We start from the raw sequence: 21,633 nt of genomic DNA on the forward strand, positions 1-21,633 counted from the left end.
GTACAAAACTTATATTTCCTAATGTTATGTACAGCTTCGAGAGGCGAATCATGAACCTCCAGGAACTAACGGCCTTTGCCCATGCGGGAAGGGTCGATGAGTTGAATCTGATCTCCATGGAAGGCGGCATCTATCTGCTGGAAGCCCGCGTGCGTGGCATGGCGCATCCGTTGAATGACTTCAATGGCAAGACCATCCATCTGCGCTCGGTCGAGCATGCACGGGATCTGCTGCATACCTTGCCGAAAATGCCGTTCAACCTGGTGCATTCGGTGGTACACGACGAAATGTGCGGGTTGCGTGATGTCGACGAACAAACGTTGCGCGTGCCGATCTCCTTCCGTTCAACCTGGTAACGGTTGCGAGTAGGGAGCCATTGTTCATTTGTGCTAGGCTGCTCGCCCTTTTGATTCGGGGCGTCTTTGGACACGCCGTGGAGTTGCAGCGCCGTCTGCCCACGTGCGGTTTTCTCTAGGCGTCCCTCTGCGGAGCAGCGTTATGTCCGAAGTTAATCTGTCCACCGACGAAACCCGCGTCAGCTACGGCATTGGCCGCCAGTTGGGTGACCAACTGCGTGACAACCCACCACCAGGCATCAACCTGGACGCGATCCTGGCCGGCCTGACTGACGCCTTCCACGGTAAAGAAAGCCGTGTGGGTCAGGAAGAGCTGTCTGCCAGCTTCAAAGTCATTCGCGAAATCATGCAAGCCGAAGCGTCTGCCAAGGCTGAACAAGCGGCTGGCGCGGGTCTGGCTTACCTGGCAGAGAACGGCAAGCGCGACGGCGTGACCACGCTGGCTTCGGGTCTGCAATTCGAAGTATTGACCGCTGGTGAAGGCGCCAAGCCAAGCCGCGAAGATCAGGTTCGTACTCACTACCACGGCACCCTGATCGACGGCACTGTGTTCGACAGCTCCTACGACCGTGGCGAGCCTGCTGAATTCCCAGTGGGTGGCGTGATCGCCGGCTGGACCGAAGCTCTGCAACTGATGAATGCCGGCAGCAAATGGCGTCTGCACGTTCCGAGCGAACTGGCTTACGGCGCACAAGGCGTTGGCAGCATCCCTCCGCACAGCGTTCTGGTATTCGACGTCGAGCTGTTGGACGTTCTGTAAACATCGCTTGATGAGCTGATGATTGCTGAACGGATCGCCCTGATTCGTTCAGCAATGACAGGTTCTGGCACCATACTCAGTGCAACTCCCCGGTCGGGCGCAACGCTCGGGCATAGCAAAATAGAAACAGACTGCGCACCAACTCCTTCTGCACGCCGGGTTCGCTTGAGCTCAGCCCTGTGACATCCAGATCGCCCTGATCACGCAACTCATCTAACGCCTCTTCTCCCAGCACCGCGCAGACTTCGCCCGTTTCTCGGTGGAGAATTCGCAGGTAGGGGTGCGGGCGGTCCAGCCAGGCATCGATCAAATAAGTCATGGGTCTTCTCCTTGAAAGGTTTCAATGAGAATAATTCTTATTTCGATAATAGCAAGGGACTGTTGGCGATTTGTTATTAGCGCTGGTGGGGGGGTAGGAGCGGGCTTGCCCGCGATCCCGACGACGCGGTATGCCAGACAAGGCGCCAATCGCGGGCAAGCCCGCTCCTACAAGGAATTCGCAAACCTTGTAGAGGCGAGGTGCGGTGCGGTGTTGATCAGTGCGTACGGGCGACCGCGAACTCGCTGAGTTCGATCAAGGCATCGCGGTATTCGCTGGCAGGCAGTACGTCAAGGCAGGCAATGGCTCGGGCAACGAAGTCGCGGGCCATTTGTGCGGTGTAATCCAGCGCGCCGGCGCTTTCGACGGCGGCGCGGATGCTCTCGAGGTCTTCGAGGCCGCCTTTCTGGATCGCCTGACGCACCAGTGCTGCCTGTTCCGGGGTGCCTTCGCGCATGGTGTAGATCAGTGGCAGGGTTGGCTTGCCTTCAGCCAAGTCATCACCGATGTTCTTGCCCAAGGTCTCGGCATCGCCGCGATAGTCCAGCAAGTCGTCGACCAACTGGAACGCGACGCCCAAATGATCGCCAAAGGTGCGCAAGGCTTCGCTTTGTTCTTCGGTCGCGCCGCACAAGGCAGCAGCGCTGTGGGTCGAGGCTTCGAACAGCATGGCTGTCTTGCCGCGAATCACTTCCATATAGGTTTCTTCGGTGGTGCTTGCGTCGCGAATCTTCGACAGTTGCAGCACTTCGCCTTCCGCGATGACGCGCGTGGCCTTGGACAGGATCTGCATCACCTGCATCGAGCCCAGTTCAACCATCATCTCGAAGGAGCGCGAATACAGGAAGTCGCCGACCAGCACGCTGGGCGCGTTACCCCACAAGGCGTTGGCAGTCGAGCGGCCACGGCGCATGCCGGACATGTCGACCACGTCGTCGTGCAGCAGGGTCGCGGTGTGCAGGAACTCGATGGTCGCCGCCAGCAGGCGCACGTCGTCGCCTTCGCGGCCGAGGGCCTTGCCACACAGCAATACCAATAAAGGACGCAGGCGCTTACCGCCGGCCGAGGTGATGTAGTCGCCGATTTTGGAGACGAGCGGCACGCGCGAAGTCAGCTGCTTCTTGATAATGACGTCAACGGCATTAAAATCATCCGCCACCGCGCGGTAGAAGGCTTGGGGTTGCATCAGCGACACGTGCTCCAGAAGGGTTGCGCGGCATGCTAGGTGTCGGGTAGAGCCCTGTCAAGGCGCGCTGTTTCGGCACTTGCAACGTGTGCCAGCCTTGCGTACAATCGCGCACCCTAACTTTCCTGGGCAGCACCTGCCTTACGCAATTGCATTCGGGCCGTTCCAGCCAGTTGCAGCCATGCCAGCCAATACCTCTTCCTATAAAGAGCTGGGTGAGCAGGATTATCGGAGAAACACCATGTCTTACGCAGTAATCGTTACCGGCGGCAAGCAGTACAAAGTCGCCCCAGGTGAATACCTGAAGATCGAGAAACTGGAAATCGCTACCGGCGAATCCGTTACTTTTGATCGCGTTCTGTTGGTCGCTAACGGCGATGACGTGAATATCGGCGCTCCAGTTGTTGCTGGCGCTACCGTTGTTGCTGAAGTGATCTCCCAAGGTCGTCACGACAAGATTCGCATCATCAAGTTCCGTCGTCGTAAGCACCACATGAAGCGTATGGGCCACCGCCAGTGGTACACCGAGATCAAAATCACCGGTATTCAGGCTTAATTTCAGCCTAATTCCTCACTAGGAGAATTGACTCATGGCACACAAAAAAGCTGGTGGTAGTACCCGCAACGGTCGCGACTCAGAAGCCAAACGCCTTGGCGTGAAGATGTATGGCGGCCAGGCTATCATCCCGGGCAACATCATCGTGCGTCAGCGCGGCACCCAATTCCACGCTGGCTACGGCGTTGGCATGGGTAAAGATCACACCCTGTTCGCGAAAGTGGAAGGCGTGATCAAGTTCCAGGTTAAGGGCGCCTTCGGTCGTCGCTACGTGAGCATTGTCCCGAAGACTGTAGTCGTCGCGGCATAATCTCGCAGTAGCTGGAAAAGCCCTGTCTCGCGACGGGGCTTTTTTGTTTGTAGATGTCGGTGAGTCTCTTGCAAAACTGTTTGTGCGGGCTGTTGTGGTTCTGACCCTTGGGGTCGCTGGTTTCTGATCGGGTATCGCAACGCTCATTTTTGCAAGAGTCTTATGTCTTTGTGTTGTTCTGCTCGTCCCTGTGGCGGGAGGCGTGCGTTATGAAGTTTGTTGATGAAGTTTCGATTCGAGTAAAGGCTGGTGATGGCGGTAACGGTTGCATGAGCTTCCGTCGCGAAAAATTCATCGAAAACGGTGGTCCTAACGGCGGTGACGGCGGTGATGGCGGTTCGATCTTCATGATCGCTGACGTCAACCTCAATACCCTGGTCGACTACCGCTACACCCGTCACTTCGACGCCGAGCGCGGTGCCAACGGCGGCAGCGCTGACTGCACCGGGAAGAAGGGCGAAGAGCTGGTGCTGCGTGTGCCGGTCGGTACCACGGTAATCGACGCGAGTACCCAGGAAATCATCGGTGACCTGACCAAAGACGGTCAGCGCTTGCTGGTGGCCATGGGCGGCTGGCACGGTCTGGGCAACACCCGTTTCAAGTCCAGTACCAACCGTGCGCCACGTCAGACCTCGCCGGGCAAGTTCGGCGAGCAGCGTGACCTCAAGCTGGAATTGAAAGTGTTGGCAGACGTCGGTCTGCTGGGCTTGCCGAACGCTGGCAAAAGCACCTTCATCCGTTCTGTGTCGGCCGCCAAGCCAAAGGTTGCGGATTATCCGTTCACCACCCTGATACCGAACCTGGGTGTGGTCAGTGTCGATCGCTGGAAAAGCTTCGTCATCGCCGACATTCCGGGCCTGATCGAAGGCGCTTCCGATGGCGCTGGCCTGGGGATTCGCTTCCTCAAGCACTTGGCGCGTACGCGTTTACTGCTGCACCTCGTCGACATGGCGCCGCTGGATGAAAACATCAGCGCAGCGGATAACGCTGAAATCATCGTCAACGAACTGATCAAGTTCAGCCCGTCGTTGGCCGAGCGTGATCGTTGGTTGGTATTGAACAAGTGCGATCAGTTGCTGGAAGAAGAACACGAAGCGCGGGTCAAGGAAATCGTCGATCGTCTGGAGTGGACCGGTCCGGTCTACGTCATTTCCGCGATTTCCAAGGTCGGTACCGAGCAGCTCAGCCGCGACATCATGAATTACCTCGAAGAGCGTAATCTGCGTCTGGCTGAAGATCCGGTGTTCGCCCGTGAACTGGCCGAACTGGACCAGAACATCGAAGACGAAGCGCGTGCCCAGCTGCAAGCGCTGGACGATCAGCGTGCCCTGCGCCGCACTGGCGTGAAGAGCGTGCTTGACGTCAATGACGATGACGATGTGTGGGGCGATGATGAGGACGATGAAGATGGTCCGGAAATCATTTACGTCCGAGACTGATCGGGTGCAGTAAACTAAACGCCGCTATCGATATAGCGGCGTTTTTGTATCTGCGTTTTAATATTTCGAATTCGTATTAACCAAAATTCTCTGGCTAAGGTTGGAAGATGATGCGCAGCAAAGTGACGGGTGCCCAGCGCTGGGTCGTGAAAATCGGCAGTGCTCTGCTGACGGCTGATGGCAAAGGGCTAGACCGGGCAGCAATGGGTGTTTGGGTCGAGCAGATGGTGGCGTTGCATGAAGCGGGCGTCGAACTGGTTCTGGTGTCTTCCGGGGCCGTTGCCGCCGGGATGAGTCGCTTGGGCTGGACCGTCCGACCCAGTGCGATGCACGAGCTGCAGGCGGCTGCTGCCATCGGCCAGATGGGCCTGGTGCAGGCGTGGGAGTCGAGCTTTGCCGTGCATGGTCGCCACACTGCGCAAATTCTGCTGACTCATGACGATTTGTCCGACCGTAAGCGCTACCTGAACGCGCGCAGCACCTTGCGCACGCTGGTGGAGTTGGGCGTGATCCCGGTGATCAACGAAAACGACACGGTGGTCACCGACGAAATTCGTTTCGGCGACAACGACACGCTGGCTGCACTGGTGGCCAACCTGGTTGAAGCTGATCTGCTGGTGATCCTCACCGATCGCGACGGCATGTTCGACGCCGATCCGCGCAACAATCCCGATGCGAAACTGATTCTTGAAGCACGCGCCGATGATCCGGCGCTGGATGCTGTTGCCGGCGGTACCGGTGGCGCGTTGGGCCGTGGCGGTATGCAAACCAAGCTGCGTGCGGCGCGTTTAGCGGCGCGTTCCGGTGCGCACACCATCATCGTCGGTGGTCGTCTTGAGCGGGTGCTGGCGCGGCTGAAAAGCGGCGAGCAGTTGGGCACCTTGCTCTCGCCTGAACGCGGCATGCTGGCAGCGCGCAAGCAATGGTTGGCCGGGCATCTGCAGACGCGTGGCACGCTGGTGCTGGATGCTGGCGCAGTCACCGCGTTGTCTGAAGGCAACAAAAGCTTGCTGCCGGTGGGCGTAAAACTGGTGCAAGGCAGCTTCCGCCGCGGCGAGATGGTGGTCTGCGTGGCGCCGGACGGTCGTGAGATCGCTCGCGGGCTGAGTAACTACAGTGCACTGGAAGCGCAAAAAATCATCGGCCAGTCATCTGAAGCCATCGTCCACGTATTGGGCTTCATGGCTGAGCCGGAGCTGGTGCATCGGGATAACCTGATCCTGGTGTAAGTGGTCGACAACCTCGAAGGAGCTGCGATGCGAGTCATGAAAGGATTGCTGGGCGTGTTGTTGGCGCTGCCGTTGCTGGCATCGGCGGAGGAAATCGGCTCGGTGTCGACGGTGTTCAAGTTCGTCGGCCCGAACGACAAAATCGTGGTGGAGGCGTTCGACGATCCCAAGGTCGAGGGCGTGACCTGCTATCTCTCTCGCGCCAAAACCGGTGGGGTGAAGGGCGGTCTGGGTCTGGCGGAGGACCGTGCCGAAGCGTCCATCGCCTGCCGCCAGGTTGGGCCGATCAAGTTTCAGGGCACGTTGAGCGACGGCGACGTGGTGTTCCAGCAGCGCACGTCGTTGGTGTTCAAGACCATGCAGGTGGTGCGCTTCCTCGACAAGAAGCGCAATACGCTGGTGTACCTGGTGTATAGCGACCGCGTGATCGAAGGCAGCCCGCAGAATGCGGTGACGGCGATTCCGATATTGCCGTGGGTGCCCGCGCCCGCGCCGTGATCTGTACAAATCACCTGTAGAAGCTGCCGAAGGCTGCGATTGGCCCTAAAACGCGAAGGTCGTTCCGATCTTATCGCAGCCCTCGGCAGCGCCTACAGAGAGTTATGTGTTTTCGGCATCCCACGCCAACTCAATCGCCGCCAACGCATTCAGCACGATCGATCGATTCAAGGCCGCCGCCAGCGTTCCGTCACGCTCGGCATAGGCCTGGCACAGCCGTTGATGGTCGATGCATGAGCGCTGCAATCGACCTGGCAATGTCGCGCTCAAGTGGCGCAGGCGATTGGTGCGCGTGCGCAGCGAATCCAATACTTCCTTGATAATTCTGTTGCCGGCTACGCGCAGTTCTTCGTCGCGAAACGCCACGTTGGCCCAGAAATAACCATCGACATCACCCACGGCGGCCGCGTCGGCCAGCGGCTGGTGCGCGCGCCAGAGTGCCTCGATGTCTTCGTCGCTGGCGCACTCGATGATTGCCAGGGAAACCTGTGCATAGAGAACGGCCCGCAGTTGATAAATCTCGCGGACGTCCTTGAGATTGATGGCCGACACCCGTGGTCGGCGGCGCGGCGACCAGTCCACCAAGCCTTCGCGGCTCAATGCAAACAGCGCCTCACGTACCGGTGTGCGGCTGACGTTAAAGCGTTTCGCCAGCTCGACTGAGTTCAGGTCATCACCGGCCTTGAGCCTGCCTTCGATAATTCCACGGGTTACCCATTCGACGATTTCCGCCACCGGTGACTGTTCGCCGTCCTCGGTTTCTTCGGGCGTGTCGACGTTTTTAACCATTGCGATTCCTCAAAGCACATCCCTCGATCACGGTGATCGCGCGGAGTTTAACAAACCGCTCCGCGCTTGGGCGGTTGATCGTCGATCAAGCTAAGTGTGTACAGTTTACAAAATATTCACTTGAAATATCAAAAATACAAGGAGTAGGCTCTCTATCTGTCGACACTACAAAAAAACAAGAACGATAAGAGGGTCTGAGAAATGAATATGCGGCAGGAAAATGTGCGATCACCGGCTGAGCCGACGGTGTCGGCGCGGCTGGATTGCTTGCCACCCACGCGATACTTCCGTGGCCTGGTAGCGCGCATCGCCATTGGTGGTTGGTTCGAGTTCTATGAAATGTTTATGGCGGCCTATATTTCCCTCGGTTTGATCGGCGGCGGGCTGTATCGCGCGACCACCGAGGGCCTGTTCGACGTCAACGGGTTTGCCAGTTTTCTGGGCTCGTTTTTCGCCGGGATGTTTATCGGCACCGTGGCGCTGGGTGGCCTGACTGATCGCTTTGGGCGTCGGGCGGTGTTTACCGTGGCGATGGTCACCTATTCGCTGGCGACCTTTGTCGCAGCGTTCCAGACCTCGCCGGAGGCCATGGATATTTGGCGTTTCTTCGCCGGCATGGGAATCGGTGTTCAGCTGATTACTGTCGACACTTATATTTCTGAGCTGACCCCGCACCACACGCGAGGCCGCTACATGGCGTTCAGTATTCTGGTGATTCTGACCTCGGTGCCCGTGGTTGCGGTGCTGTCTTACCTGTTGGTGCCGTTGACGGTGCTGGGTCTGGATGGCTGGCGCTGGGTGATGATTATCGGGTCGGCAGGTTCGGTGCTGGTCTGGTTCATTCGTCGTGGTCTGCCGGAGTCGCCGCGCTGGCTGGAAAGTAAGGGGCGAGTGGAAGAGGCGCGGGCGATTGTCGATCAAATCGAGCGCCGAGTGATTGCTGAGACCGGGCAGCCATTACAGGTGCCGGCGATCAGTGCTGACGAGGTGGCTGTCGAAGCCGGCGGTTCCTGGATGGAGATCTGGAAGGGCCGCTACCTGAAGCGAACTGTGATGCTGTCGATCTTCAACTTTTTCCAGACGTTCGGCGTTTACGGTTTCGGCGCCTGGGTGCCGGTGTTGCTTTACACCAAAGGCATCACCCTGACGCATTCCCTGCTTTACACCATGGTCATCGCTTTTGCCACGCCGCTGGGTGCGTTGGGGGCCATGTACTTCGCCGAGCGCTGGCAGCGTAAATGGCAGTTGGTCGGCTGCGCCGTGGTGGTGGCGGTCTGCGGCGTGATGTTCGGCATGGTGCGTGAGCCGGCGCTGATTCTGATCTTCGGCAGTGCGGTCACTATCGCCAACAACTGGCTGATCGGCATTTTTCACACCTACCAGGCTGAGCTTTATCCCACACGCATTCGTGCTCGCGCTGTCGGCTTTGTCTTTAGCTGGAGTCGGGTCAGTTCCATTTTTGTCGGTTTTTGGGTGGCGGCACTGCTGAAGCAATCAGGCGTGCCTGCCGTATTTGTGCTGATTTCATCAGCCATGTTGGTGATTGTCGTGATGGTTGGGCTGCTTGGCCCGAAAACCAACGGCATTCGTCTTGAGGAGTTGTCTCAATGAGTTCTATTGCCGCTGAATTTGCGCACGGGCTATATGCGCTGGCGCAGCAACCGTTGTCTGCGGTGGTCGCTAAAGAGGCCAGGCGTTCGTTGATTAATGTGATCGGCACGTCGATTGGGGCATCGTTGCACCCTGGGGTGGAGGCGATTCTGGCAACTGCCCAGGAGCTGGGCGTTGCTCAGGTCGCGTCGGTACCGGGCCGTACCGAGCGAGTCGATGTGCATTTTTCTGCGGTGGCCACGGGGTTCGCTGGCCATCTTGATGATTTCGATGACACGCATTTGGCGACGGTGATTCACCCGGCAGCCTCTGTGCTGGCGGTATTGACGGCGTTGGCCGCGGAAACCAAACCCAGCGGCGCTGAAGCGTTGCGGGCGTTTGCGTTGGGTTGCGAGGCGCAGTTGCGGGTGGGGGTGTCGATTTCCCCGGAGCACTACGACCGCGGTTGGCACATAACCGGCACCTGCGGTGTGGTGGGGTGTGCGGTCACGGCAGGGCTTTTATTGGGCTTTGACGAGGCAACGCTGACCGAGGCCATCGGTATCGCAGCCTCGATGTTCGTCGGGCAGCGCGAAGCGTTCGGCACCATGACCAAGCCGTTCCATCCTGGCAAGGCTGCGGCGAACGGTATCGCAGCCGCTCGTCTTGCGGCCCTGGGGCAAAAAGCCGCGACCGATATTTTTGAGGCCTTGGGTGGTTTCTCGCACTCGCTGTCGACCAAGGTTGATTTCGATCTGATGAATGGTCAGATGGGCGATCGCTGGGAGCTGTTGTTCAATACCTACAAGCCTTACCCCTGCGGCATCGTTGCGCATCCGGCGATTGATGCGGGTTTGATGCTGTCGGCGCAGATCGACAGCATCGACCAGATCGAAAGCGTGACCTTGCGCTGCCATCCGCTAGTGCCCGAGCTGATGGGCAACCCTCAGCCAGGTGATGGGTTGCAGGCGAGATTCAGCGCGATTCACGGGGTTGCCTCTGCGTTGTGCGACAAGCGTGTGGGGTTGGCGCAGTACGAAGATTGGCGGGTAGTGCAGGAAGATGTCCGATCGGTGCGCGCGAAGATTCGCCTGGCCCCAGACGCCTCGGTGCAGCGTGACGAGGCGTTCATCGAAGCGTTGCTCAAGGATGGTTCGTCGATCAAGGCGCACGTCGACCACGCGCGCGGCAGTCTTGCGCGACCGCTGACCGACGCGGAGTTGCTGGACAAGGTTCGACTGCTGGTCGATCCGTTGTTGGGCGCCGGAACCGCAGAGCGTCTTGCTGCACTGGTGGAGGGTCTTTACGGGGCGGTCAATCTGGATTCGCTCTTTGCATTGTGCGTTCCAGCCAAGGAGCTGAGCCATGCATAACACTGTGGTTAATTCTGAGATTACCGATGCGCTCGCCGCCTTTGCGGTTAAGCCGTTGACCGATATGGGTGTGCTGTTATGGGCTGGGCTGGCCGTGTCTCAAGCGCGGGAGGTGGCGATTCTGGAAGAAGACATTAGCGGTCGGATCCCGGGTTTATTGCAGTCCCAGGGCAACGACATGCGAGTGCGTGCCTGGGAGTTAGGTGCGTTGCTGGCGCATCAAACGCAGACGACGATCTCAATGCCGGTGTTGGCGGCGGTCATCGCCCTGGGCGAGAGCCTGAAGGTACCGGAAGATGAAATCGCTGCGGCGGCGGCCATCGGTATTGAGGCGGCCGTGCGCATTCTTGCGGCGGTCGACAGTGCCGAGTATCGCCAGCGCTGGAACGTTGCGTCGTCTGTTGGTGTGCTGGGTGCGGCGCTGGCAGCTTCGCGCTTGCTCAAGCTTGATGAGGCGCGGACACGGCATGCCTTGGGGCTTGCGGCGACTCAAACGGCAGGTTTGGCCCGTAATGAGGGGCATTCAATGGCGTCGATTGAAGTCGGTAAAGCAGCAGCGGATGCGATTGAAGCGTCGATCCTGGCCAAGCACGGCTTTACCAGTGCGCCGGCTGCGATAGATGGGCGGCGTGGGTTTGCGGCGTTGATGGCGTATCGGTTCGAAGCTGGGGCGATTACTGAAGGTCTGGGGGAGCGTTGGGTTATGCAGGGTTAAACTGACGCGTAACCACTGTAGGAGCGAGCTTGCTCGCGATCCGATTGATGCGGTGTGTCAGACACACCGTTATCGCGGGCAAGCCCGCTCCTACAATTGCGAAAGCGGTGTAGCGTGCAAATCGCAGACAACAAAAAACCGACCCTTGGGTCGGTTTTTTTAAAAGCTTATCGCTTAGGCAGCAACAGCAAGGTTCAGAGCCTTGATGTGGCCATTCAGGCGGCTTTTATGACGTGCAGCTTTGTTCTTGTGGATGATGCCTTTATCGGCCAGACGGTCGATAACAGGAACAGCCAGGACATAAGCAGCTTGAGCTTTGTCAGCGTCTTTAGCGTCGATGGCCTTAACTACATTCTTGATGTAGGTACGAACCATGGAACGCATGCTGGCGTTGTGGCTGCGACGCTTCTCAGCCTGTTTTGCACGTTTTTTGGCAGAAGGTGAGTTGGCCACCGTCGAGCTCCTCGAAATACTTGGGAAATAGCAAACAAAATAGGCCGCGAATCATGCCGATGACGTGAAGTCTTGTCAAGGGCGAATGATGCAATCCGCTGAGTGGTCCCGATCTGTCGCTGGGTTATTTATTTCCGGCGTACGACCTGTAAACTCGCGGGCTTTGGCTCTGTGCTGCTGGGGCGCGGAGTATCGCATAAATGGACGCGGTAATCCCTTGTCCTTTCGCTAAGGCGCAAAACTCTTTCAATGAACCTACTCAGATCATTAGCCGCCGTTAGCTCTATTACGATGGTTTCACGCGTATTAGGCTTTGTTCGCGACACCATCATTGCGCGTATTTTTGGTGCCGGAATGGCGACGGACGCGTTCTTTATTGCGTTCAAACTGCCCAATTTGCTGCGGCGGATCTTTGCCGAGGGGGCTTTTTCCCAGGCCTTCGTTCCGATTTTGGCCGAATACAAGAGCCAGCAGGGTGAGGAGGCGGCGCGTACCTTTGTGGCTTACGTCAGTGGCCTGTTGACGCTGGTGCTGGCGGTGGTGACGTTGATCGGCATCGTTGCCGCGCCTTGGGTGATCTGGATTACCGCCCCCGGTTTCGCCGACACCCCGGAAAAATTCGCCCTGACCACCGATCTGCTGCGGGTGACCTTTCCTTATATCTTCCTGATTTCTCTGTCGTCCCTGGCCGGCGCGGTGCTCAATACCTGGAACCGGTTCTCGGTCCCGGCCTTCGTGCCGACCCTGCTCAACCTCAGCATGATTATTTTCACGGTGTTCCTGACGCCGTACTTCCACCCGCCGGTGATGGTGCTGGGCTGGGCGGTGCTGGCGGGCGGTGTGTTGCAAATTGCCTATCAACTGCCACACCTGAAAAAGATCGGCATGTTGGTCCTGCCGCGCCTGAATCTGCGTGACGCCGGCGTATGGCGGGTAATGAAGCAGATGCTGCCAGCGATGCTCGGGGTGTCCGTCAGTCAGATTTCTCTGATCATCAACACGATCTTTGCCTCGTTCCTCGCTGCGGGGTCAGTCTCCTGGATGTACTACGCCGACCGTTTGATGGAGTTGCCGTCCGGTGTGCTCGGGGTGGCGTTGGGTACGATCCTGTTGCCGATCCTGTCGAAAACCTACGCCAATAAGGATCGCCACGAATACTCGCGGATTCTCGACTGGGGTCTGCGCCTGTGCTTCCTGCTGGTGCTGCCCTGCACCCTGGCGCTGGGGCTGTTGTCCGAACCGCTGACTGTTTCGTTGTTTCAATACGGAAAATTCGATGCAGTCGATGCGCTGATGACCCAGCGCGCGCTGATCGCTTATTCGGTCGGTTTGCTCGGGATCATCGTGATCAAAGTCTTGGCTCCCGGCTTTTATGCGCAACAAAATATTCGCACCCCGGTGAAAATCGCGATCTTCACCCTCATTGTTACTCAGTTGCTGAACCTGGCATTCATTGGGCCGCTGCATCACGCTGGCCTGGCGTTGGCGATCAGCGTGGGCGCGTGCATCAATGCCGGCCTGCTGTTTTATCAACTGCGCAAGCAGGATCTGTTTCAGCCGCAGCCGGGCTGGATGACGTTTTTGTTTAAACTGATCATCGCGGTGCTGGTGATGACGGCAGTATTGCTGGGCGTGATGCATTTCATGCCGGCGTGGGATGAGGGGCAGATGCTCGAGCGTCTGCTGCGTCTTGGGGTACTGGTGGTGGCGGGTGTCGTGACTTATTTCGGTATGTTGCTGCTGCTCGGTTTTCGCCCGAAGGACTTCGCCCGCAGCGCGATTACGTAATACAGATTCGTCGGTTTTTCGCGTCTGAGGGCAAAAGCATGCGTTTTGCCCTGGACTGTTGCCTGTCGTGATGGGCGTGGTGTGGTTATAATCGGCCACTTTATGAGCAAGAAGCGCGTTATGCAGCTGGTTCGAGGCCTCCAAAATCTGCGCCCCCAGCATCGGGGCTGTGTCGCCACTATTGGCAACTTTGACGGTGTTCACCGTGGCCACCAGGCTATCCTGGCGCGCCTGCGTGAGCGAGCGGTCGAGTTGGGCCTGCCCAGCTGTGTGGTTATTTTTGAACCACAACCGCGCGAATTTTTCGCTCCCGAGACCGCTCCGGCACGTCTGACGCGCTTGCGTGACAAGCTTGAGCTGTTGGCGGGCGAGGGCGTCGACCTGGTGTTATGCCTGGCCTTCAACCAACGCCTGAGGAAACTCAGCGCCGCCGAGTTCGTCGACACCATATTGGTCGATGGTCTGGGCGTACAGCACCTTGAAGTCGGCGATGATTTCCGATTTGGCTGTGATCGCATGGGTGATTTCGATTTCCTGCAGCAGGCAGGCGTGACCCAGGGTTTCACCGTGGAAGCCGCGCAAACGGTGGAAATCGATGAAGTTCGGGTCAGCAGCACCATGATCCGCAACGCGCTGGCAGCAGCAGATTTTGCGCTGGCCGAGCGCCTGCTGGGGCGTCCGTTCAAGATTGCCGGCCGCGTCTTGCATGGCCAGAAACTCGCCCGGCAGTTGGGTACGCCCACCGCCAACGTACAACTGAAGCGTCGTCGCGTGCCGTTCACCGGGGTCTATCTGGTGAGCACCGAAATCGACGGCAAGGCCTGGCCGGGGGTCGCTAACATCGGCGTGCGCCCGACCGTGGCAGGTGATGGCAATGCCCACCTGGAAATACATATTCTGGATTTTACCGGTGATCTCTATGGCCGGCGTTTGACGGTGGCTTTCCACCACAAGCTGCGTGATGAGCAGCGATTCGCCTCTCTGGAGGCGCTGAAAACGGCGATCAATGCGGATGTCGCCGCCGCCCGTGCCCATTGGCGCAAGTAACATACGTAGCGCTAATCGCTAATGAAGAGCCTTAAATGACCGACTATAAAGCCACGCTAAATCTTCCGGACACCGCCTTCCCAATGAAGGCCGGCCTGCCCCAGCGCGAGCCGCAAATTCTGCAGCGCTGGGACAGCATTGGCCTGTACCAGAAGCTGCGTGAAATTGGCAAGGATCGTCCAAAGTTCGTCTTGCACGACGGTCCTCCTTACGCCAACGGCAATATTCACATCGGTCACGCCGTTAACAAGATTCTCAAGGACATGATCATTCGCTCGAAGACCCTGGCGGGCTTCGACGCACCTTATGTTCCAGGCTGGGACTGCCACGGTCTGCCGATCGAGCACAAAGTCGAAGTCACCCACGGCAAGAACATGCCAGCGGACAAGACGCGCGAACTGTGCCGTGCCTACGCGGGCGAGCAGATCGAAGGTCAGAAAGCCGAATTCATTCGCCTCGGCGTGCTGGGCGACTGGGCCAATCCGTACCGCACCATGGACTTCGCCAACGAAGCCGGAGAAATCCGCGCGCTGGCTGAAATGGTCAAAGGCGGTTTCGTGTTCAAAGGCCTAAAGCCGGTCAACTGGTGCTTCGATTGCGGTTCGGCACTGGCTGAAGCAGAAGTCGAATACCAGGACAAAAAATCCTCGACCATCGACGTTGCCTTCCCGATTGCCGATGACGCCAAGCTGGCGGCGGCCTTCGGTTTGCCTGCACTGAGCAAACCGGCTTCGATCGTAATCTGGACCACCACCCCGTGGACCATCCCGGCCAACCAGGCGCTGAACGTCCATCCAGAGTTCACCTACGCGCTAGTCGACGTCGGCGACAAGTTGCTGGTGCTGGCCGAAGAACTGGTTGAAGCCTGCCTTGCACGCTACAAGCTGCAAGGCTCGGTGATCGCCACCACAACCGGCGCTGACCTGGAACTGATTAACTTCCGTCACCCGTTCTACGATCGTCTGTCGCCGGTTTACCTGGCGAACTACGTTGAGCTGGGCGCTGGTACGGGCGTGGTTCACTGCTCGCCGGCCTATGGCGTCGACGACTTCGTGATCAGCAAAAGCTACGGCCTGACCAACGACGACATCCTCAGCCCGGTGCAGAGCAACGGTGTGTATGTCGAATCGCTGGAGTTCTTCGGTGGCCAGTTCATCTTCAAGGCCAACCAGAACATCATCGACAAGCTGACCGAAGTCGGCAGCCTGATGGACACCGAAACCATCAGCCACAGTTACATGCACTGCTGGCGTCACAAAACCCCGCTGATCTACCGTGCCACCGCACAGTGGTTCGTCGGCATGGACAAGCAGCCAGAAACCGGCGACACCCTGCGTCAGCGCGCGGTCAAAGCCATCGAGGACACTGCCTTCGTTCCGGCCTGGGGCCAGGCGCGTCTGCACTCGATGATCGCCAATCGTCCGGACTGGTGCATTTCGCGTCAACGCAACTGGGGCGTGCCGATCCCGTTCTTCCTGAACAAGGAAAGCGGCGAGCTGCACCCACGCACCGTCGAGCTGATGGAAGAAGTGGCGTTGCGCGTCGAGAAAGAAGGCATCGAAGCCTGGTTCAAGATGGACGCGGCCGAGTTGCTGGGTGATGAAGCGCCGAAGTACGACAAGATCTCCGACACACTGGACGTCTGGTTCGACTCCGGCACCACCCACTGGCACGTCCTTCGCGGCTCGCACCCGATGGGCCACGAAACCGGCCCGCGCGCGGACCTGTACCTGGAAGGTTCCGACCAACACCGTGGCTGGTTCCACTCGTCGCTGCTGACCGGTTGCGCCATCGACAACCACGCGCCGTACCGTGAATTGCTGACGCATGGCTTCGTGGTCGACGAGAACGGTCGCAAGATGTCCAAGTCGCTGAACAACGTGGTCGCGCCGCAGAAGGTCAACGACTCGTTGGGCGCAGACATCATGCGCCTGTGGGTTTCGGCCACTGACTACTCCGGCGAGATGGCGGTTTCCGACCAGATCCTGCAGCGCAGTGCCGATGCTTACCGTCGTATTCGTAACACCGCGCGCTTCCTGCTTTCCAACCTGACCGGTTTCAACCCGGCCACCGACATCCTCCCGGCTGAAGAAATGCTGGCGCTGGACCGTTGGGCCGTGGACCGTGCCTTGTTGCTGCAACGCGAGTTGGAAGAGCACTACGGTGAATACCGCTTCTGGAACGTCTACTCGAAAGTGCACAACTTCTGCGTGCAGGAGCTGGGCGGTTTCTACCTGGACATCATCAAGGACCGCCAGTACACCACGGCCGCTGACAGCACCGCGCGTCGCTCCTGCCAGACCGCGCTGTTCCACATTTCCGAAGCGCTGGTGCGCTGGATCGCACCGATCCTGGCCTTCACTGCGGACGAGCTGTGGCAGTACCTGCCGGGCGAGCGCAACGAATCGGTCATGCTCAACACCTGGTATGACGGCCTGAGCGAGCTGCCGGAAGGCATCGAGCTGGATCGCGCCTACTGGGAGCGGATCATGGCCGTGAAAGTTGCGGTCAACAAAGAGATGGAAAACCTGCGTGCAGCCAAGGCCATCGGAGGCAACCTGCAAGCGGAAGTGACTGTCTACGCGGAAGAGTCGCTGGCGGCCGACCTGGCCAAGCTGAGCAACGAACTGCGCTTCGTCCTGATCACCTCCACTGCCACTGTTGCGCCTTTGGCTGATGCGCCGGCGGACGCCGTGGCCACCGAAGTCAGTGGCATGAAGCTGAAAGTGGTCAAGTCCGGTCACGCCAAGTGCGCCCGTTGCTGGCACCACCGCGCGGATGTCGGGGTCAATCCTGAGCATCCGGAAATCTGCGGTCGTTGTGTCGACAACATCAGCGGCGCTGGCGAGGTTCGTCACTATGCCTAATGCGGGAGCGGCAGCTCGTCTTGGCCGTTTGAGCTGGCTCTGGTTGAGCGTGCTGGTGGTGGTCGGTGACCAGGCCAGCAAGTTCTATTTCGAGCATGCGCTGACCTTGTATCAGCAAATGGTCGTGATTCCGGACTACTTCAGCTGGACCTTGGCCTATAACACCGGCGCGGCTTTCAGCTTCCTCGCGGACAGCTCGGGCTGGCAGCGCTGGTTGTTTGCGCTGATCGCCGTGGTGGTCAGCGCCGTGCTGATCATCTGGCTGAAACGCCTCGGTCGTAACGAAACCTGGCTGGCCGTCGCCCTGGCGCTGGTTCTAGGGGGCGCCCTGGGCAACCTCTATGACCGCATCGTGCTCGGCCATGTGATCGATTTCGTGCTGGTACACTGGCAAAACCGCTGGTATTTCCCGGCGTTCAACCTCGCTGACAGCGCCATTACCGTGGGCGCGATCATGTTGGCGCTGGATATGTTTAAAAGTAAGAAGTCCGGAGAACCCGTTCATGACTGAACAGTTGTTGGCCCAAAGCTCGAAGAACGAGCAGCGTATTGGCCAGAACACGGAAGTCACCCTGCATTTTGCCTTGCGCCTGGAGAACGGCGACACCGTCGACAGTACCTTCGACAAAGCCCCGGCGACCTTCAAGGTCGGTGATGGCAACTTGTTGCCTGGTTTCGAGATGGCGATTTTCGGTTTCAAGGCCGGAGACAAGCGCACCGTCGAAGTTTTGCCAGAGAACGCGTTCGGTCAGCCAAACGTGCAAAACGTGCAAATCATCCCGCGCTCGCAGTTCCAGGACATGGACCTGTCCGAGGGCTTGCTGGTGATTTTCAACGATGCGGCCAATACTGAGCTGCCGGGCATCGTCAAAGCGTTCGACGATGCTCAAGTGACTATCGACTTCAACCACCCGCTGGCGGGCAAGACCCTGAGCTTCGAAGTTGAAATCTTCGAGGTCAAGGCGCTCTAAATCTTTAGAGTGTGAACAGACCCGGGCGGGTCTGTTCAGCGCCCTGTTTTCCTGCGCGTAGCTACGAGGCACAGCATGCAAATCAAACTCGCCAACCCCCGCGGCTTCTGCGCTGGTGTGGACCGCGCGATCGAAATCGTCAATCGCGCCCTTGAAGTGTTTGGCCCGCCGATCTACGTGCGCCACGAAGTGGTTCACAACAAATTCGTCGTCGAAGACCTGCGCTCACGCGGTGCGATCTTCGTAGAAGAGCTGGATCAGGTGCCAGACGACGTGATCGTGATCTTCAGCGCCCACGGTGTTTCCCAGGCCGTGCGTACTGAAGCGGCGGGCCGTGGCTTGAAAGTGTTCGACGCCACCTGTCCGCTGGTAACCAAGGTGCACATCGAGGTTGCGCGCTACAGCCGCGACGGTCGTGAATGCATCCTGATCGGCCACGCCGGTCACCCGGAAGTCGAAGGCACCATGGGTCAATACGACGCCAGCAACGGCGGCGCGATTTACCTGGTGGAAGACGAAGCAGACGTTGCCAAATTGCAGGTGAATAACCCGGAAAGCCTGGCGTTCGTGACGCAGACCACCTTGTCGATGGACGACACCAGTCGTGTCATCGATGCTTTGCGTACGCGTTTCCCAAGCATCGGCGGCCCGCGCAAGGACGACATTTGCTACGCCACGCAAAACCGTCAGGACGCGGTCAAGCAGCTGGCCGATGAGTGTGACGTGGTGCTGGTAGTCGGCAGCCCGAACAGCTCCAACTCCAATCGCCTGCGCGAATTGGCAGAGCGCATGGCCACCCCGGCCTACCTGATCGACGGCGCCGAAGACATGCAGCGCAGCTGGTTCGATGGTGTGCAGCGTATCGGCATCACTGCCGGCGCTTCGGCACCGGAAGTGCTGGTGCGTGGCGTGATTCAGCAACTGCAAGCCTGGGGCGCGACCGGTGCCGATGAACTGGCTGGCCGTGAAGAGAACATCACCTTCTCGATGCCCAAGGAATTGCGCGTTCGCGCGATCTGAAACGACTAGCGGCAAAGCGGTTCATCCGCTTTGCCGCTATCGACTTTGACCCTGCCGGTACTGGAAAGCACCACCTGGTGATGACTGATCGGCCTGCCTTTCTCGCAAATGAACAGCGTGCCCGAGTTCCAGGCGCCGCCTGCGCTGATCGGCGCTCCCATCCCGTTAAATCGTACCTGTTGGCTCACCCAGTAATTACCGACGATGCGCACTTTTCCCACGCTGGTTCGCTCCATCAATACCGGGTCTTCAGCGTCGTTGCGCTCGACGACGATTCTCCATCCTCGACTCCAGTCACCCTCTAGCGCCTGCACCCACACTACCTGATTACGCAGGATCGCTTCGGTGCGTGCCGAGCGAATGGCGCTGGCCAACTGTTGCGCGGCATCGGCTCGGCGCTGGGTTTCAATGACCTGAGCAAAACCCGGCACGGCGATACTCGCGAGGATCGCGACCAAGGCCATGCCGACCAACAATTGAACGAGACCCAAGCCTGCCTGATTCATGTAGGGCTTCCTTGCACGCCATGAGGTCGTCAAGAAGACACCCATTGGGAGCGCTTTCCAAGAGGGCAAATAATTGGAAATGTGAGTCGCTGTGTCGGCACCCAGCGGCAGGAAAAAAGTTACAAACCAGTGCTGTCTCGGGCCTGGCAAGTTTGCGGTCATCGACTTCACTGATGCGCACGGATTGCTTTGGACGGACCCACAATGTTTCAGGGAAATGGATATTTCCAGACCGGAGTCGCCTTGATCGAGGTCATGATCACCCTGCTGATCCTTGCCGTCGGCTTGCTCGGCGTGGCCATGACACAACTCAATGCCTTGAAGTACAGCGACAGCGCGATGTTGCACAGCCAGGCCAGTTTCATTGCCTACGACATGCTCGACCGCATCCGCGCCAACCCCGACGCGAACTACACCTTGACCTCGTTGGCCAGCGCTCCGGGCAGTGGCAACCTCAGTGCGCCGCGAGACCAGGACCTGTATGACTTCGCCAGCAACATCAAAGCGTTTGCAGGCGCGAATGCCGATGCCAGCATCTCCAAGGTCAAGGCCGCGGTCACCATCACCTTGACCTGGAACGACTCGCGGGCGGCCGATGCGGTGGAAGACTTGCAGACCTTCACCCTGCAAAGCCGCGTCGCGGCAGATTCATGGGTGGCGCCATGATCAAGCGTTGCCGAGGATTTGGGCTGATCGAGATCATGATTGCAATGACTCTGGGGCTGCTGATTATGTTGGGTCTCAGCCAACTGTTCATCAGCGTGAAGAGCACCCATCTGAGTCAAAACGCCTCGGCTGCCATGCAAGAGGATGCGCGATTTGCCCTGAGCAGACTGATTCATGAAATCCGCATGGTCGGGATGTTTGGTTGTTTGGCGACGATTGACGATAAGAGCGGGAGCGGCTTTGCGGCGGCTCAGCAAAACCCGATTCGCTGGGACAGTGGCAGGCAGGCACTGACGCTGGTTACGGCTGACGTCGGTTCGACGGACGGCAATCCGACCTGGACCCTTTATTCGGACTGTGAGACGTCGGCGACTGCGCACAACAAGAAAGACTCGGGGGTAGGGCCGTTGAAGTTTCCGATCAGCCAGGTGACCTACACCTACAACCGACGAGCCCGAGAAATCACCAACCTGATCCAGAACGTTAGTTCCTTCAACGTCCTGTTTGGGGTGGCCAATGACCTCAACGACACCGGCATCGCCCGTTACATCAACAATCCGCCAGACCCTTCACTGATCCGCAGCGTGCGCCTGACGCTGACGCTGGAAGACCCTGGCAAACGGGTGAAAGACCAGACCTTCAGTGTCGTGGCTGCACTGCGCAATCGGCTGGGTTAGGTGAGATCAGAATGAACACAGCCCAGCAACGCGGCATGGTGTTACTGACCAGCCTGATCTTCCTGCTTCTGTTGAGCCTGCTCAGCCTCTCTTCGATGCGTAATGCCAGCCTCCAGGAAAAAATCGCGGGTAGCGTCAAGCTGCGCAACGAGTCGTTTCAATTGGCCGAGGCCGCGTTACGCATTGGCGAGTCGACACTTCTGCACCCGGACTACGCGTTGGAGCGCTGTCCCGGCATCACCACCTGCGCGCCCCCCGCAGAGGCCGTTCAGCTCACGACAGCGGGTAGACATCCAACATCGGGCGTGACTTGGGTCGCAGTCAGTGGTGGCTTTTATGGCGTGCAGAATTTTGCTCAAACGCTCGATCCAGTCAATGTCATGCGCCAGGACGAAGAGCCAGAACCGTGGACCTTGTACCGCATTACCGGCATCGGTATTCAAGGCAGCTCACGCACGGTGTTGGAGAGTGTCAATGTCATTGGCCGAAGGATCATGTGGCGACAAATACACTGAACG

24 protein-coding genes are annotated in these 21,633 nt (G+C 58.6%); 19 read left to right on the forward strand and 5 right to left on the reverse strand.

Annotated features, from left to right (window positions below):
• The first annotated feature begins 50 nt into the window (after positions 1–50).
• Both ACF0H7_RS02850 and ACF0H7_RS02855 read left to right on the forward strand, forming a co-directional pair.
• Positions 51–356: a DUF6482 family protein gene (locus tag ACF0H7_RS02850; protein WP_397451304.1), complete on the forward strand. Its 306-nt coding sequence runs from the start codon at positions 51–53 to the stop codon at positions 354–356.
• A 142-nt stretch (positions 357–498) separates the two neighbouring features.
• Entirely contained in the window at positions 499–1,116 is a 618-nt protein-coding gene (locus ACF0H7_RS02855) for an FKBP-type peptidyl-prolyl cis-trans isomerase (protein WP_397451305.1), read from the forward strand.
• 76 nt (positions 1,117–1,192) lie between these two features.
• Here the strand turns inward: ACF0H7_RS02855 and ACF0H7_RS02860 are convergent, their stop codons facing one another.
• Both ACF0H7_RS02860 and ACF0H7_RS02865 read right to left on the reverse strand, forming a co-directional pair.
• Positions 1,193–1,435 (reverse strand): hypothetical protein, encoded by a 243-nt coding sequence (locus ACF0H7_RS02860; protein ID WP_397451306.1) that lies wholly within the window; start codon positions 1,433–1,435, stop codon positions 1,193–1,195.
• A gap of 217 nt (positions 1,436–1,652) precedes the next feature.
• Positions 1,653–2,621: a polyprenyl synthetase family protein gene (locus tag ACF0H7_RS02865; RefSeq protein WP_397451307.1), complete on the reverse strand. Its 969-nt coding sequence runs from the start codon at positions 2,619–2,621 to the stop codon at positions 1,653–1,655.
• Positions 2,622–2,862: 241 nt separating this feature from the next.
• Between ACF0H7_RS02865 and rplU the strand changes: the two genes are divergently transcribed.
• From rplU to ACF0H7_RS02890, 5 genes are all read left to right on the forward strand, one after another.
• On the forward strand, positions 2,863–3,177 hold the full coding sequence (gene rplU, locus ACF0H7_RS02870; RefSeq protein WP_003230856.1) for a 50S ribosomal protein L21: 315 nt from the start codon (positions 2,863–2,865) through the stop codon (positions 3,175–3,177).
• A 34-nt stretch (positions 3,178–3,211) separates the two neighbouring features.
• Entirely contained in the window at positions 3,212–3,487 is a 276-nt protein-coding gene (rpmA, locus tag ACF0H7_RS02875) for a 50S ribosomal protein L27 (protein WP_048359284.1), read from the forward strand.
• Between the two features lie 209 nt (positions 3,488–3,696).
• The gene (gene cgtA / locus ACF0H7_RS02880) at positions 3,697–4,926 is read left to right on the forward strand and encodes an Obg family GTPase CgtA (RefSeq protein ID WP_397451308.1); all 1,230 of its coding nucleotides are present in this window, start codon (positions 3,697–3,699) and stop codon (positions 4,924–4,926) included.
• A gap of 110 nt (positions 4,927–5,036) precedes the next feature.
• Entirely contained in the window at positions 5,037–6,155 is a 1,119-nt protein-coding gene (proB, locus tag ACF0H7_RS02885) for a glutamate 5-kinase (protein WP_397453811.1), read from the forward strand.
• A 27-nt stretch (positions 6,156–6,182) separates the two neighbouring features.
• Positions 6,183–6,653 carry a CreA family protein gene (locus tag ACF0H7_RS02890; RefSeq protein ID WP_397451309.1) on the forward strand — a complete coding sequence of 157 codons (471 nt, stop codon included), beginning with the start codon at positions 6,183–6,185 and terminating at the stop codon, positions 6,651–6,653.
• A gap of 102 nt (positions 6,654–6,755) precedes the next feature.
• Here the strand turns inward: ACF0H7_RS02890 and ACF0H7_RS02895 are convergent, their stop codons facing one another.
• Complete coding sequence (locus ACF0H7_RS02895; protein WP_397451310.1) at positions 6,756–7,442, reverse strand: GntR family transcriptional regulator; 687 nt, start codon at positions 7,440–7,442, stop codon at positions 6,756–6,758.
• A 201-nt stretch (positions 7,443–7,643) separates the two neighbouring features.
• Between ACF0H7_RS02895 and ACF0H7_RS02900 the strand changes: the two genes are divergently transcribed.
• Genes ACF0H7_RS02900 through ACF0H7_RS02910 form a run of 3 tightly spaced genes read left to right on the forward strand, consistent with a single transcriptional unit; the run spans position 7,644 to position 11,120 of the window.
• Positions 7,644–9,053 (forward strand): MFS transporter, encoded by a 1,410-nt coding sequence (locus ACF0H7_RS02900; RefSeq protein WP_397451311.1) that lies wholly within the window; start codon positions 7,644–7,646, stop codon positions 9,051–9,053.
• A complete protein-coding gene (locus tag ACF0H7_RS02905; RefSeq protein ID WP_397451312.1) occupies positions 9,050–10,405 on the forward strand; it encodes an MmgE/PrpD family protein in 1,356 nt (451 codons plus the stop codon). Before ACF0H7_RS02900 ends, ACF0H7_RS02905 begins: the two co-directional genes overlap by 4 nt.
• The gene (locus ACF0H7_RS02910; protein WP_397451313.1) at positions 10,398–11,120 is read left to right on the forward strand and encodes an MmgE/PrpD family protein; all 723 of its coding nucleotides are present in this window, start codon (positions 10,398–10,400) and stop codon (positions 11,118–11,120) included. The genes ACF0H7_RS02905 and ACF0H7_RS02910 overlap by 8 nt, the downstream gene beginning before the upstream one ends.
• 174 nt (positions 11,121–11,294) lie before the next feature.
• On the opposite strand, the gene rpsT is transcribed toward ACF0H7_RS02910, so the two are convergent.
• Positions 11,295–11,573, reverse strand: a complete 279-nt coding sequence (rpsT, locus tag ACF0H7_RS02915; RefSeq protein WP_397451314.1) for a 30S ribosomal protein S20 — start codon at positions 11,571–11,573, stop codon at positions 11,295–11,297.
• Positions 11,574–11,822: 249 nt separating this feature from the next.
• Here rpsT and murJ point away from each other — a divergent pair, with 249 nt between their 5' ends.
• The 6 genes from murJ (at position 11,823) to ispH (ending at position 19,266) form a co-directional block, all read left to right on the forward strand.
• Positions 11,823–13,361: a murein biosynthesis integral membrane protein MurJ gene (murJ, locus tag ACF0H7_RS02920; RefSeq protein ID WP_397451315.1), complete on the forward strand. Its 1,539-nt coding sequence runs from the start codon at positions 11,823–11,825 to the stop codon at positions 13,359–13,361.
• Positions 13,362–13,481: 120 nt separating this feature from the next.
• On the forward strand, positions 13,482–14,408 hold the full coding sequence (gene ribF, locus ACF0H7_RS02925) for a bifunctional riboflavin kinase/FAD synthetase (protein ID WP_397451316.1): 927 nt from the start codon (positions 13,482–13,484) through the stop codon (positions 14,406–14,408).
• Positions 14,409–14,443: 35 nt separating this feature from the next.
• Positions 14,444–17,275, forward strand: a complete 2,832-nt coding sequence (ileS, locus tag ACF0H7_RS02930; protein WP_397451317.1) for an isoleucine--tRNA ligase — start codon at positions 14,444–14,446, stop codon at positions 17,273–17,275.
• Positions 17,268–17,786 carry a signal peptidase II gene (gene lspA, locus ACF0H7_RS02935; protein ID WP_397451318.1) on the forward strand — a complete coding sequence of 173 codons (519 nt, stop codon included), beginning with the start codon at positions 17,268–17,270 and terminating at the stop codon, positions 17,784–17,786. The genes ileS and lspA overlap by 8 nt, the downstream gene beginning before the upstream one ends.
• Positions 17,779–18,246, forward strand: coding sequence for a peptidylprolyl isomerase (locus ACF0H7_RS02940; protein WP_397451319.1), 468 nt, complete (start codon positions 17,779–17,781; stop codon positions 18,244–18,246). The genes lspA and ACF0H7_RS02940 overlap by 8 nt, the downstream gene beginning before the upstream one ends.
• 75 nt (positions 18,247–18,321) lie before the next feature.
• Entirely contained in the window at positions 18,322–19,266 is a 945-nt protein-coding gene (gene ispH / locus ACF0H7_RS02945; RefSeq protein ID WP_397451320.1) for a 4-hydroxy-3-methylbut-2-enyl diphosphate reductase, read from the forward strand.
• Between the two features lie 5 nt (positions 19,267–19,271).
• Here ispH and ACF0H7_RS02950 read toward each other — a convergent pair whose 3' ends face one another.
• A complete protein-coding gene (locus ACF0H7_RS02950) occupies positions 19,272–19,772 on the reverse strand; it encodes a GspH/FimT family pseudopilin (protein WP_397451321.1) in 501 nt (166 codons plus the stop codon).
• 204 nt (positions 19,773–19,976) lie between these two features.
• Here ACF0H7_RS02950 and pilV point away from each other — a divergent pair, with 204 nt between their 5' ends.
• Genes pilV through ACF0H7_RS02965 form a run of 3 tightly spaced genes read left to right on the forward strand, consistent with a single transcriptional unit; the run spans position 19,977 to position 21,630 of the window.
• The gene (gene pilV, locus ACF0H7_RS02955) at positions 19,977–20,438 is read left to right on the forward strand and encodes a type IV pilus modification protein PilV (RefSeq protein WP_397451322.1); all 462 of its coding nucleotides are present in this window, start codon (positions 19,977–19,979) and stop codon (positions 20,436–20,438) included.
• Positions 20,435–21,115 carry a PilW family protein gene (locus ACF0H7_RS02960; RefSeq protein WP_397451323.1) on the forward strand — a complete coding sequence of 227 codons (681 nt, stop codon included), beginning with the start codon at positions 20,435–20,437 and terminating at the stop codon, positions 21,113–21,115. The genes pilV and ACF0H7_RS02960 overlap by 4 nt, the downstream gene beginning before the upstream one ends.
• An 11-nt stretch (positions 21,116–21,126) precedes the next feature.
• Positions 21,127–21,630 carry a PilX N-terminal domain-containing pilus assembly protein gene (locus tag ACF0H7_RS02965; RefSeq protein ID WP_397451324.1) on the forward strand — a complete coding sequence of 168 codons (504 nt, stop codon included), beginning with the start codon at positions 21,127–21,129 and terminating at the stop codon, positions 21,628–21,630.
• Positions 21,631–21,633: the final 3 nt, after the last annotated feature.

This window comes from Pseudomonas sp. NA-150, from assembly GCF_044336365.1.
Lineage (GTDB): Bacteria > Pseudomonadota > Gammaproteobacteria > Pseudomonadales > Pseudomonadaceae > Aquipseudomonas.